The sequence below is a fragment of the Methylobacterium indicum genome (assembly GCF_001043895.1).
Classification (GTDB): Bacteria; Pseudomonadota; Alphaproteobacteria; order Rhizobiales; family Beijerinckiaceae; genus Methylobacterium; species Methylobacterium indicum.
In genome coordinates, this window is the sequence record NZ_JTHF01000381.1 from 1 (window position 1) to 12220 (window position 12220).

12 protein-coding genes are annotated in these 12220 nt (G+C 67.6%); 8 read left to right on the forward strand and 4 right to left on the reverse strand.

The window, feature by feature from the left end; genetic code table 11:
- Positions 1-403: 403 nt before the first annotated feature.
- Together QR78_RS34655 and QR78_RS30430 are read right to left on the reverse strand one after the other, a co-directional pair.
- Positions 404-1720: a hypothetical protein gene (locus QR78_RS34655; RefSeq protein WP_125901275.1), complete on the reverse strand. Its 1317-nt coding sequence runs from the start codon at positions 1718-1720 to the stop codon at positions 404-406.
- Between the two features lie 225 nt (positions 1721-1945).
- Positions 1946-2380, reverse strand: coding sequence for a hypothetical protein (locus tag QR78_RS30430; protein WP_179945945.1), 435 nt, complete (start codon positions 2378-2380; stop codon positions 1946-1948).
- A gap of 262 nt (positions 2381-2642) precedes the next feature.
- On the opposite strand from QR78_RS30430, the gene QR78_RS30435 reads away from it, so the two are divergent.
- From QR78_RS30435 to QR78_RS30465, 7 genes are all read left to right on the forward strand, one after another.
- Positions 2643-3020, forward strand: a complete 378-nt coding sequence (locus tag QR78_RS30435; protein WP_048431372.1) for a PepSY domain-containing protein — start codon at positions 2643-2645, stop codon at positions 3018-3020.
- A 35-nt stretch (positions 3021-3055) separates the two neighbouring features.
- On the forward strand, positions 3056-3733 hold the full coding sequence (locus QR78_RS30440; protein WP_048431373.1) for a response regulator transcription factor: 678 nt from the start codon (positions 3056-3058) through the stop codon (positions 3731-3733).
- Positions 3730-5247, forward strand: coding sequence for a sensor histidine kinase (locus QR78_RS30445; RefSeq protein ID WP_082172136.1), 1518 nt, complete (start codon positions 3730-3732; stop codon positions 5245-5247). Before QR78_RS30440 ends, QR78_RS30445 begins: the two co-directional genes overlap by 4 nt.
- A gap of 33 nt (positions 5248-5280) precedes the next feature.
- A complete protein-coding gene (locus QR78_RS30450; protein WP_053221175.1) occupies positions 5281-6444 on the forward strand; it encodes a glycosyltransferase family 61 protein in 1164 nt (387 codons plus the stop codon).
- A gap of 70 nt (positions 6445-6514) precedes the next feature.
- A complete protein-coding gene (locus QR78_RS30455) occupies positions 6515-7300 on the forward strand; it encodes an SHOCT domain-containing protein (RefSeq protein WP_048431374.1) in 786 nt (261 codons plus the stop codon).
- Positions 7301-7352: 52 nt separating this feature from the next.
- Complete coding sequence (locus QR78_RS30460; RefSeq protein WP_048431375.1) at positions 7353-7712, forward strand: type II toxin-antitoxin system RelE/ParE family toxin; 360 nt, start codon at positions 7353-7355, stop codon at positions 7710-7712.
- Positions 7699-8028 (forward strand): helix-turn-helix domain-containing protein, encoded by a 330-nt coding sequence (locus QR78_RS30465; protein ID WP_048431376.1) that lies wholly within the window; start codon positions 7699-7701, stop codon positions 8026-8028. The genes QR78_RS30460 and QR78_RS30465 overlap by 14 nt, the downstream gene beginning before the upstream one ends.
- Positions 8029-8058: 30 nt before the next feature.
- Here the strand turns inward: QR78_RS30465 and QR78_RS30470 are convergent, their stop codons facing one another.
- Positions 8059-9036, reverse strand: coding sequence for a homoserine kinase (locus QR78_RS30470; RefSeq protein ID WP_048431377.1), 978 nt, complete (start codon positions 9034-9036; stop codon positions 8059-8061).
- A gap of 240 nt (positions 9037-9276) precedes the next feature.
- Positions 9277-10278, reverse strand: a complete 1002-nt coding sequence (gene ispH / locus QR78_RS30475) for a 4-hydroxy-3-methylbut-2-enyl diphosphate reductase (protein ID WP_048431378.1) — start codon at positions 10276-10278, stop codon at positions 9277-9279.
- 219 nt (positions 10279-10497) lie between these two features.
- Here ispH and QR78_RS30480 point away from each other — a divergent pair.
- On the forward strand, positions 10498-12220 hold a 1723-nt coding region (locus tag QR78_RS30480), incomplete at its 3' end, for a monovalent cation:proton antiporter-2 (CPA2) family protein (protein ID WP_048431379.1).

The window sequence follows — 12220 nt, forward strand, 5'->3', positions numbered from 1 at the left end:
GAGCGCGCTGGTGCCCCATCGGGTGCCTCGGTCCCGCCGACCACCGCCCGGGCGGGGGTGGAGAGGGCGAGGGCGAGGGGGGCGGCGAGAAACGGGATGGGAAGTCGAGGCATGGCGCTCGCGGCGACAGAGGCGAGAGGCCTGCCCTGCCCCATCAGGGGCAGCCTGTCTAGAACGCTGAATACCGCCAGCGCTACGCTGCTCGGAAAGGCCCACCAGAGCCTTTCCCGAATGATTCCCAATCGTTGCACTCCGGTAAATCTGGCATAATCAATCTGCGGCTAGGCGCCCCTTGTCTTTCGCCTCCTTCAAGGCGACTCCGAGATCGGCGATTGCATCGCGAACGATCTCCTTTCTAGATTTCCTATTCCAATCAGCGACATACCGGTTCTCATGCGTGGAATCACGGCTCGTCGGCCGCACTCGCTGCTTGTGATCCGCCTGCTTCGCCATTTGCGCCTCCTACAGCTCGTGACGCATAAACCCGATTGAAGAAGCCCGGGTTCGATTCCCGCTCAAAATAGTGCTTCCGTTTGATCCATATGAAACCCTCGCTACGGGACACAATTGCCACATCGATCGGCCCGCCCACCGTCTCCTGCGCCGTCGAGAACCGTCGCTTCGCCGACGTAAGCTCGACCAAGGCGCTTGCCATCTCAGCGAGCTCTTTCTTAGACATAAAGTTAACAATGTCAAGTATTGATCGGTGCTCGTACCCCTGAAACTGGTCAAGAGTGCTGTGGAAGCTTTTCAACACCTCGCGCCTTATCGTACGCTTCTCCGCCGCCGTAAACGATCGGGGCTTTGTTTCTGCGATTTTATCGATCACCTTTGAGACGAAATCTGCAATATCATCTCGAAATGATTTATCAATCCCATATATAAATCGCTCAGCCATCTCCTTTTGAGCGAATGAAACAATCTGAGCCAGATCTCCATTCCGATCTATATCGATCTCACTACGATTTATAATCTTCATTCGATCGAAATATATACCATCTATCTCAAAGTAATGTAGCGTTGGAAAGAGGTCGCTCAAGCCAAATCCACCAAAAACAAGGCCTGTCAAAAAATCTGAACCTTCAGCGCTTTTCATAATAGCAAATGCAAGCTCATAAAGAAGTTCTTTATGCTCGTCGGTCAACTCAAGTGGCCGAAATACGATTTTTACTGCATCATCACAGGCCTTCCCATATGTTTCTTTAAATTGGTCCATACTTATGTCATTTAAGAAATCCTGCATTTCAGTTTCTTTGGCATTCGCCAACGATGATAAAATTAAGCGAGTCCACATGCCATAAAAATTCAAAGAAAGTTTCTTTCCTTTCATTTTACTGGATGCAGTTCTAAATTCTTCAATACCTCTCTGAAATATATCCTGATATTTCTCAACCAAAACAGCAGTAAAATATGAGCGCTCTTGGTCTGCAGGGCGCTTGACTCCCAGCAAATAGGAAACGAATTCGTCAGCAGCCTGCTTAAGCGTTGCAAATCTTTGCTCGCATTCAGATCTATGTTTTCTAATTATAACATCCAATGGAATGCCGATGAAATCAACGTTATTATATATCATTAAAGCAATCGGCTGATTGCACGAAAATTCAAATATTTTTTCTGCCGTGTTGTATGTTTTTTGATTTGAACCTATTCTTAATGTAACAGCACTATCGGCCGCCAAAGCCAAAGCAGAACGATTTAGAAGAGCTATTTCAGCCGTCATTATCTAACCCCCCAGACCGCGGCATGATGGTCGCCCCTCCCAAGATAATCGACAAGGATCCTGTCATCCCTCATCGACGCCCTCCCTGGACTCTCGTGACTCACCGCAGCGGTTGAAGATCAGATTGTCTTTCTTACCTCAGATTGTCGAGTCCTCTCCTCTGATGCGAAAGCGACATCGCTTGTGCTGAATTGATCAATTCGACCGAGAATTGCCGGAACTGGTTCACGGCCCCCCCATCGCAACCGATGCCGGAACCAGCCGCGGCGGCGCGGCCACCCCGTCCGGCGGCGCCAGTGCCACCGAGGGCGGCACCGGGCCGAGGCAGCCGGTGCAGACCGAGGCGATCGCCCGGTTGGCCCGCGCGGTGATGCGCGCCTCGAACGCCTCTCGGGCCGCGGCGGCGCGGGCGACCGCCGCCAGCCGCACCGCCTCCGCCTCCGCCTCGCGCGCGGCCACGGCGGTCTCGTCGCCCGATCCGTCCACCGGCGCCTCGTCCCGGGGGCGGATGCGCAACAGCAGCGGCGCCCCGGGCTCGGTCACGGCCGCCGGCTCGGCGACCGCGCGCTCGGACGCCGCATCCTGCGCGGCCGCCGGGGCGGCAAAGGCTGCGCCGGCGAGGAGCCGGGCGGCGAGGAACGGGAAAACGGCGGGACGCATCGAATCTCCCCGGGTGACGGCCTGCAGGGTCGGACGGCGCGGTGAACGCAGCCTTAACCATAACGGCCGCGCCCGAGCTTCGGTTCACCCGTTCCGGTTCGGCCGCCCGGCCTCCCCTTCGCGGGCAATTCGAACGACGGCCCGGAGCCCATCCGGACCTTCCGGGTTGACCCGGGGACGCGACCGGTCCGGGGCTTCCGCGGGCAGCCCGGCCCGGCCGCATTCAGGGTGCATTCAGTGCCCGACGCCGATGGTCCCCGTCATGCGCCAGCTCGCCCTCCTCCTGCTCCCCGCCCTCGCCGGCCTCGCCGGCGCCTCGGGCTGGCTCGCGGCCGCGGAGGAGCGGGACGAGACCGCTACGGGGGCGGTGCCGGCCCGGCCGGTCAAGGCCGCGGAGACGACCCAGACCTGCCTCTCCTCCGGCGACCTGCGCGAGGCGGTGGCGGAGAAGCGGGTGGTCGAGCCGGTGGCGGCGATCCGGGCTGCGCGGGCCGCCGTGCCGCGGGCCGACATCGTGCGGGCCAACCTCTGCCGCCGGGACGAGGCGCTGGTCTACATGCTGACGGCCTTGCGCAAGGACGGGCAGTTCGTGCACGTGATGGTGGATGCCCGCTCCGGCAAGGTGGCCGGCCAGTGGTGATCCCGGTTTTGTTCTGGGCTTGAGGGGTTCGGATCGTGCGTCTGCTCGTGGTCGAGGATGACCGGGACCTCAATCGCCAGGTCGTGAGCGCTCTGGAGGAGGCGGGCTACGCCGTCGACAAGGCGTTCGACGGCGAGGAGGGCGCCTTCCTGGGCGAGACCGAGCCCTACGACTGCATCATCCTCGACATGGGCCTGCCGAAGGCCGACGGCGTCTCGGTCCTGTCGGGCTGGCGCCGGGCGCAGATCAAGACCCCGGTCATCATCCTCACCGCCCGCGACCGCTGGAGCGACAAGGTCAACGGCTTCGATGCCGGGGCCGACGACTACGTCACCAAGCCCTTCCACATGGAGGAGCTGCTGGCCCGGGTCCGCGCGCTTCTGCGCCGCACCGCCGGCCACGCCACGAGCCAGATCGGCGTCGGCCCGGTGGTGCTCGACACCCGCTCGGGCCGCGTCTTCGTCGACGGCAGCCCGGTCAAGCTCACCTCGCACGAGTACCGGCTGCTCTCCTACCTGATGCACCATACCGGCCGGGTGGTCTCGCGCGCCGAACTGACCGAGCACCTCTACGACCAGGATTTCGACCGCGATTCGAACACCATCGAGGTCTTCGTCGGGCGCCTGCGCAAGAAGCTCGCGGTCGACCTGATCCAGACCGTGCGCGGCCTCGGCTACCTGATCGACGCGGGCACCGGCGGAAAGCAGCCGTGAGCGGCCCCGGCCGGGCCGCGGCCGAGGCGCCGGGACGGACCGGACCGGCCGAGACGGGCCTCGCCGGCGCCCCCGCCACGGGCTCGTCCGCCCCGCGGTCCTGGCCGTTCGGCTGGCGGCCCTGGCGCAAGCGCTCGATCGCCGTACGCCTCGCGGTCTCGGCGCTGCTGTCGAGCGCGCTGATCCTGCTGATCGCCGGCCTGATCCTCTCGACCCTCTACCGCGAGACCACCGAGCGGGCCTTCGACAGCCGGCTCCTCGTCTACGCCAACGATCTGGCCACCAACCTCGTCTCGCCCTCCGATTCCGAGGCGCGCAACTTCGGCTCCCTCGGCGACCCGCGCTTCGACCTACCGCTGTCGGGCTGGTACTGGCAGGTCGGCCGGCCGAATGCCCGGCCGCGGGACCTGCGCACCTCGCGCTCGCTCGTCGGCGTGCCGCTCCAGCCGCCCGACGACGCGGTCGGCGAGGCCGGGGCCGGGCAGCTGCGCAAGGGCTACGGCAAGGCGCAGGACGACCGGCCCCTGCGCATCATCGAGCGCACCGTCGATCTCGGCGAGGAGGGCCGCTACCTCGTGCGCGTCGCCGGCCCGTCCGACGAGATCGCCGCCGACATGCGGCGCTTCACCCTCGCCCTCACCACCACCTTCGCGCTCCTCGGCCTGTCGCTCGGCCTCACCACCCTCCTGCAGATCCGCTTCGGCCTCGCGCCGCTGATCAAGCTCAGGGCGGCGCTCGGCGCCATCCGCCGCGGCGAGGCCGACCGGATCTCGGGCGAGTACCCCCGGGACATCGCGCCGCTGGCCGGCGAGGTGAACCTGCTGCTGGAGACCAACCGCGAGATCCTGGAGCGGGCCCGCACCCAGGTCGGCAACCTGGCCCATGCACTCAAGACCCCGCTCAGCATCATCGTCAACGAGGCCTCGGCGGGGGACGCCAACAGCGAGCTCGCCGTGAAGGTCCGCGAGCAGGCCGCGGTGATGCGCGACCAGGTGAACTACCACCTCGACCGGGCGCGGGCCGCGGCGCTCGCCGGCGCGCTCGGCACCTTCACGGACGTCGAGCCGGTGGTGGCGGCGCTCGTGCGCACCTTCGGCAAGATCTTCTACGACAAGGACCTGACCTTCGAGACCAGCGTCACCCCGGGCCTGCGCTTCCGCGGCGAGCGCCAGGATTTCGAGGAGATGATCGGCAACCTCGTCGACAACGCCGCCAAGTGGGCCCATTCCCGGGTCTCGATCCGCGCCGAGGTGATCGGCCAGGGCGAGTACCCCCACCTCATCGTCACGGTGGAGGATGACGGGCCCGGCCTGCCGCCCGAGGCCCGGGTCGCGGTGCTGGAGCGCGGCCGGCGCCTCGACGAGACCAAGCCCGGCTCGGGGCTCGGCCTCTCCATCGTCTCCGACCTCGCCGCCCTCTATCGCGGACGCCTGCGCCTCGACGCCGCCGCACTCGGCGGCTTAAGGGCAGTGATCGAGGTGCCGGGGGATGCGAGCCCGGCGGCGCAGGCCTGACGGCCCGCGGATGACGGGACACCCCAGGGCAGCATGATCCTGCAGCGGAGCGAAGCGGTCTACGGCCATGCCGAGGTGCGCCAGGGCCGGCCGGCCCTGCGCCTGGTCGAGGATGCGCGCTACCTCGTGCGCACCCCGGGCTGCGACAGGATCCCGGTGATCTTCGACGCCGACGGCCGGATGGTGGCCGAATCCCTCGACCACCACAGCAGCGAGCGCACCCCGACCTGGCAGGCGACCGAATGGCCCGTCGATCAGGGCCCGGTGACCGAGGCGGCGCCGGCCGGCCCCCATCTCTATATCGGAGCGATCCACCCGCATTACGGCCACTTCGTCATCAACACCCTGGCGCGGCTCTGGCCGCTCCTCGACCATTCCGGGGAAGCCTCGGTCGACGGGGCCGTGCGTCCGACGCTGCTCTGCCACGGGCCGGGGCTCGGGGCGGACTGGAGCGCCACCCCGTTCATCCCGGAGATCCTGGGCCGGCTGGGTCTCAGCGTGATGGACCTCGCCTCGTTCGGGCACCCGGTGCGGATCCCGACCCTGCTGGTGCCCCAGGCCGCCCTGCAGCAGGACGACTACGCCTTCCCGGTGCTGGCCGACCTCTGCGGGCGGATCGGGCGCGGCTACTACGCGCCCGATGAGGTCGATGCCGATCCCCAGCCGGTCTACCTGTCGAAGACGCGCCTGACCGCGGGCGTGCGGCGCTTTGCCAACGAGGCGGCGGTGACGGCGATCCTCGAGCGCGAGGGGGTGCGGATCGTCCACCCCGAGCTCCTGAGCTTTCCCGAGCAGGTGCGCCTGTTCGCCCGCCACCGGGTGGTGCTCGGGGCCAACGGCTCGGCCTTCCACACCCTGCTCTTCGCGCCCCCGGGGCGGCGGGTGATCGTGCTCTCCGACCGGCTCAAGCTCGGCGGGACCTACCGGCTGATCGATCTCATCACCCGCACGCGGGCGCATTACTACTACCCGGTCGGGACCACGAGCCACGCCGGGAACGGCTTCACGGTCGACTTCACCCTGCCGGAGCCCGAGACCGTGGCCGCCGAGCTCCTCGACAAGATCGCCCGCATCGACACCCTGCGGGAGGACGACATGCGCACCGATCCGGGCGCCTGGCACCTCTCGCCGGCGATCCCGCCCCTGCCGCCGCGGCACGGCGGCCTGCTGGCCCGGCTCCTGCCGGGACTCGGCTGACGCCGGATCGCCATTCCCCGCGGGCAGGGACTGCGCTAAGCCCGGAGTGCCCCCCCGGAGCGAATGACCGATGCCCGACCTCGACGCGATCGCCACCCGCCACGGCGTCGGCCTGGACGCCGTCCGCCACCTCCTCGACGCGCTCGCCCGCGGCCACGGCCGGATGGCGCAGTTCGACCATCCCGACCTCGGCGGGATGGGCCAGTGGAGCGCCGGCGGCATGACGATGATCGGCGACATGTTCAATGCCGGCCTCAAGGCCCGGGTCGTGGCGCTCTGCGACGAGCTGGCGCCGCTCGCCACGGCGATGCCGGCGCCGGGCCAGGGATCGAGCCAGAGCCAGGGCTTCGGCTCGGCGGAATCCTGGAGCGGGTCTTCCAGTGGATCCTGGGGCGGCTCCTGGTGGCCGGACGGTCTCGGCCAGCCGGCGACCTCCGGATCGCAGAACGACACGCGCTACGCCTTCTTCCCCGCCTCCCGCCGCCTCGCGATCGAGACCGGCGGCCGGGTGACGCTCTACGATACCGGCGACCACCAGATCGGCGGCGTCTCGCAGCAACAGGGATCGTCCCACTCCCTGAGCTTCACCAGCCAGTACGGCCCGGTGCGGCTGGAGGAGTTGCCGGTGGTGGGAGCGCCTGCGCGGAACGAGGGCGGGCCGGCCGCGAGCCCCGTTCCCCAGGCCACGTCCTACGCCGCGCCCGCGCCGGCCCCCTCCCGGCCCGCCGATGCGCCGGCCGCCCCGACCGGGGACGTGTTCGGGATGATCGAGCGCCTGTCGGAGCTGCACCGCCGCGGCGTGCTGACCGAGGCCGAGTTCGCTGCGAAGAAGACGGAGCTGCTGGCGCGGCTGTGATGCGACGCCGTGGCTCTCTGGCAAAATGATGTCAAATATGACACCATAAGCGATGCTGGGTCGTTCAAGGCCGATATCCTGGCTGAAATCAGCCAGGAAGGAATTCGAAGCGTTCCCGGCAGGCGCGCGTGAACGCACGCTCCAAGCCTTGGACATCGCCGCTGCGGGAGGCATGGCAGGAATCGCGAAGCCTTTGAAAGGGTTCGGCTCCGGCATTTTTGAAGTTGCGCTCAAGTACCGGACCGACGCGTTCCGCCTAGTCTATGCGGTGCAGGTCGGCGATGCGGTCTGGGTCGTCCATGCGTTTCAGAAGAAGTCGACATCGGGCATCAAGACCTCGCAGGCGGACCTCGATCTCGTCCGTCAGCGGATCAAACAGCTGATGGAGCTAGTGAGCGATGGACAGCGATGAACTCGTGCATGGCAGCGGCAACGTCTGGGAGGATTTCGGCTACGCCGATACCGACATGCGTCAGGCGAAAGGCCAGTTGGCGGCGCGCATCATCGCCGCTCTCGACCAGCGTCAACTCACGACCCGCAAGGCGCACGCGTTGACCGGCTTTGCCGCGGCCGACTTCTCGCGGGTGCGCAACGCCGATTACGGGCGGTTCACGCTGGATCGGATGATTCGCATGCTCCATGCGCTCGATGCGGACGTGGAAGTCAGGATCGCGTTCGAGCGGCGGGATGCTTCAACGCAGCCGAGCCGCCCTCTCGAACGCGCCTGATCATCAATCACTGCTGATTGATCACGCGGCTCACGTGGGGAGAACCGCACTCCACCCATACTCCTTCGCCGCCGCGACCTTGCGGTGGAAAGCGAGCCTGCGGTCGTATTCGAGCGGGTCCTTCGGCTTCACCAGGGCGCCGGGGGGCACGTTGAGCCAGTCGACGAGGCGGGTCAGCATGAAGCGGAGGGCCGCGCCGCGGGTGAGCAGCGGCAGGGCTTCCACCTCGCTGGGTTCGAGCGGGCGCACGGCCTGGTAGGCGGCGATCATCGCCTGCCCCTTGGTGCGGTTGAACGAGTAATCGGCCTCGAAGCACCAAGCGTTGAGGCAGATCGCCAGGTCGTACGCGAAGGAATCGGTGCAGGCGAAGTAGAAGTCGATCAGCCCCGACACCTCGTCGCCGAGGAAGAAGACGTTGTCGGTGAAGAGATCGGCGTGGATGACGCCGCCGGGCAGATTCTGCGGCCAGGATTCCTCGAGGAGCGTCAGATCCTGGCGGGTGCGGGCGGCCAGCCCCGGGGCGACGCGGTCGGCCTCCGCCTCCGCCGCCTCGAAGAGCGGACGCCAGCCCGCGACCGAGAGGGCGTTCGGCCGCTGCATCGGGAAATCGGCCCCGGCGGCGTGCAAGCCGGCGAGTGCCGCGCCCAGCGCCCGACAATGCTTGACCCCCGGCCGGCGCACCGAGACGCCCTCCAGGAACGACACGATCACGGCTGGTCGGCCACAGAGTTGCCCGAGGGTCGCGCCGTCGCGGGTGCGGATCGGCTGCGGGCAGGCGAGGCCGTTGGCGGCCAGATGCTGCATCAACCCGAGGAAGAACGGCAGGTCGTCCAGCTTCACCCGCTTCTCGTAGAGGGTGAGGATGTAGGAGCCGGTGGTGGTGTGCAGGATGAAGTTGGTGTTCTCCACCCCCTCGGCGATGCCCTTGTAGGACAGGAGATCGCCGATCTCGTAGGCGGCAAGGAAGGCGGCCAGCGCCTCGTCCGGAACCTCGGTGTAGACCGCCACGGCCGTTCTGCTTTGCTCGAAGAAATGGGATGAAGACGCAGCGTCGCGTGCCGCTGCCTGAACCTGAAAAGGTTCGCTCCTTCCCCTCCCCCCTGTGGGGAGGGGTTATGGGGATCGAAGATCCCGCGTGGGGGTGGTGCAGGAGGCACCGCAGAGCTTTATTCGGCACCACCCCCACCCCCGGCCCCTCCCCACAGGGGGGGAGGGGAGGTGTTTCACCTTGAGATGATGGAGCCGGTATTACTCCGCCGCCTCGCTGCGCAATTCGCGCGGCAGCGGGAAGACCATGTCCTCGGTCGTGGTCGAGACGGTGTCGACCGTGACCTCGTAGCGGGTCGCGAAGGCGTCGATGATCTCCTCGACCAGCACCTCCGGGGCCGAGGCGCCGGCGGTCAGGCCGAGGCGGCGGATGTCGGAGAAGGCGTCCCAGTCCAGGTCCTCGGCGCGGTTGACGAGCCGGGTGATCGGGCAGCCGACCCGCTCGGCGACCTCGCGCAGGCGCTGCGAGTTCGAGGAGTTCGAGGAGCCGACGACGATCAGCGCGTCGACGAGGGGGGCGACCTGCTTCACCGCCTCCTGGCGGTTGGTGGTGGCATAGCAGATGTCGTCCTTGTGCGGGCCGACGATCTTGGGGAACTTCTGCTTCAACGCCTCGACGATGTGGTGGGTGTCGTCGACCGAGAGGGTGGTCTGGGTCACCCAGGCGAGGTTGTCGCGGCTCTCGGGCTCCAGGGCCTCGATCTGCTCGATATCCTCCACAAGGGTGATCGAGCCCTTGGGCAGCTGGCCCATGGTACCGACGACCTCCGGGTGGCCGGAATGGCCGACCAGCAGCACGTGGCGGCCGCGCTTGTGGTGGATCTCGGCCTCGCGGTGGACCTTGGTCACCAGCGGGCAGGTCGCGTCGATGGTGGTGAGCCCGCGGGAATTCGCGTTCTGCGGCACGGTCTTGGCCACGCCGTGGGCGGAGAAGATCACCGGTGCCTTGCCGTCCGGCACCTCGTCGAGCTCGGCGACGAAGACCGCGCCTTTGCGCTTCAGGCTCTCGACCACGTACTTGTTGTGCACGATCTCGTGCCGCACGTAGACGGGCGGGCCGTAGAGGGCCAGCGCCCGCTCGACGACGTCGATGGCCCGCACCACGCCGGCGCAGAACCCGCGCGGGGCGCAGAGGAGGATCTCGAGGGGCGGCTTCGCGGGCGCGGCGGCACCGGCGTCGGTCTGGTTCACGGAGGCGCTCATGATCCGGGATGTGGCGAGGGGGGATGGTCCCTGTCAACCTCTTGTGCCACGCATTCGCGCAGATCCCTAGCACGCGCCCGCGACATCCGGGCCGCAGCGTCACCTGCGGCAGGGTCCTGGCCGCATCGCCGCGCCTGCGCCGAACCGGGTTCGCCCGCGGGCCCCGTTCGGGTTAAGGGAGAGCATCGGCCGACCTCGAACCCCGGAGAATCCCGCGCGATGGCGACCGCCGCCGACCACGCCAGCTTCCTGCCGCCGGTCCTCACCTTCCTGTCCGCCGCGGTGATCGGCGTGCCGATCTTCCGCCTGCTCGGGCAGAGCGCGGTGCTGGGCTACCTCGTGGCCGGCGTCGTCATCGGCCCCTCGGGCCTGTCGCTGATCACCGAGCCGGAGACCGCCCGCAGCGTCTCGGAACTCGGGGTGGTGCTGCTGCTGTTCATCGTCGGGCTGGAACTCGAGATCTCGCGGCTGATCTCGCTGCGACGCGACATCCTGGGCCTCGGCACGCTCCAGCTCGGGCTCTGCGCCCTGGCGCTCGGGGGGCTGGGCTTCCTCACCGGCCTGTCGGCGGGCGCCGCGACCGTGATCGGCATCGCGCTCGCCCTCTCGGCGACGGCGGTCGCGCTGCAGCTCCTCGAGGAACGGCGCGACCTCGCCTCGCCCTACGGCCAGCGCGCCTTCGCGGTGCTGCTGTTCCAGGACCTCTCGATCGTCGGCATCCTGGCCTTCCTGCCGCTGATCGCCCAGACCGGCCCGTCGGGCGGCGGCGAGGCCTGGATCGGCACCGCCCTGCAATCGGCCGGGACGGCGGTGGCGGCGGTGATCGGCGTGGTGCTGGTCGGGCGCTACGGCCTCAACCCGTTCTTTCGCCTCCTCGCCGCCAGCGGCGCCCGCGAGGTGATGACGGCCGCCGCCCTCCTCGTGGTGCTGGGTACCGCGCTCCTCATGGAGGAGGTCGGGCTGTCGATGGCGATGGGGGCGTTCCTCGCCGGCCTGCTGCTCGCCGAATCGAACTTCCGCCACCAGCTCGAGGCCGACATCGAGCCGTTCCGCGGCATGCTGCTCGGCCTGTTCTTCATGAGCGTCGGCATGTCGATCGACCTCACCCTGGTGGCGCAGAACTGGCTCGGCCTGTTCCTCGCCACGCTGGGGGCGATCCTGATCAAGGTCGCGCTGATCGCCGGGCTTTTTCGGCTGTTCGGCTCGTCCTGGCTCGACGGCCTGCGCGGCGCCGCCGTGCTGGCGCCGGCGGGCGAGTTCGCCTTCGTGCTGCTGCCGGTGGGCCAGGAGCTCGGCCTCGTCGACGGGCCCGCCGGGCGGCTCGCCATCGCGCTCGCGGCCATCACCATGCTGATCGGGCCGATCGGCGCCAAGGTCCTCGACGGGGTGCTGTCGCGGCGCGCCACCGCGCCCCTCGAACCCGAGCACGAGGTGATCGAGGATGCCGAGGCCCGCGTCCTGGTGATCGGCTTCGGCCGCTTCGGCCACATCCTCAACCAGGTGCTGCTGGCGCAGGGCTTGAGCGTCACGGTGATCGACAAGGACGTCGAGCAGATCCGCAGCGCCGCCCGCTTCGGCTTCCGGGTCTATTACGGCGACGGCACCCGCCTCGACGTTCTGCGCTCCTCGGGTGCCGGCAAGGCCGAGGTGGTGTGCATCTGCATCGACGATCCGGAGGCCACCCTCAAGATCGTCGACCTCGTCCACGCCGAGTTCCCGGCGGCGCGCACCTACGTGCGGGTGTTCGACCGGGTCCAGGCGATCGAGGCGATGGGCCGCGACGTCGACTACCAGATCCGCGAGACCTTCGAATCGGCCCTCGCCTTCGGGCGGGCCACCCTGGAGGCGCTCGGCCTCTCCCCCGAGGAGGCGGCCCGCACGGTCGACGACGTGCGCAAGCGCGACCTCGCCCGGCTGGTGCTGCAGCAGGCCGGCGAGCCCC

What these genes read in the sequence shown, in the direction of transcription:
- QR78_RS34655 (WP_125901275.1), bottom strand. Translation starts at nt 1,720, where the DNA reads ATGACGGCTGAAATAGCTCTTCTAAATCGTTCTGCTTTGGCTTTGGCG.
- QR78_RS30430 (WP_179945945.1), bottom strand. Translation starts at nt 2,380, where the DNA reads ATGCGTCCCGCCGTTTTCCCGTTCCTCGCCGCCCGGCTCCTCGCCGGC.
- QR78_RS30435 (WP_048431372.1), top strand. Translation starts at nt 2,643, where the DNA reads ATGCGCCAGCTCGCCCTCCTCCTGCTCCCCGCCCTCGCCGGCCTCGCC.
- QR78_RS30450 (WP_053221175.1), top strand. Translation starts at nt 5,281, where the DNA reads ATGATCCTGCAGCGGAGCGAAGCGGTCTACGGCCATGCCGAGGTGCGC.
- QR78_RS30455 (WP_048431374.1), top strand. Translation starts at nt 6,515, where the DNA reads ATGCCCGACCTCGACGCGATCGCCACCCGCCACGGCGTCGGCCTGGAC.
- QR78_RS30460 (WP_048431375.1), top strand. Translation starts at nt 7,353, where the DNA reads ATGCTGGGTCGTTCAAGGCCGATATCCTGGCTGAAATCAGCCAGGAAG.
- QR78_RS30465 (WP_048431376.1), top strand. Translation starts at nt 7,699, where the DNA reads ATGGACAGCGATGAACTCGTGCATGGCAGCGGCAACGTCTGGGAGGAT.
- ispH (WP_048431378.1), bottom strand. Translation starts at nt 10,278, where the DNA reads ATGAGCGCCTCCGTGAACCAGACCGACGCCGGTGCCGCCGCGCCCGCG.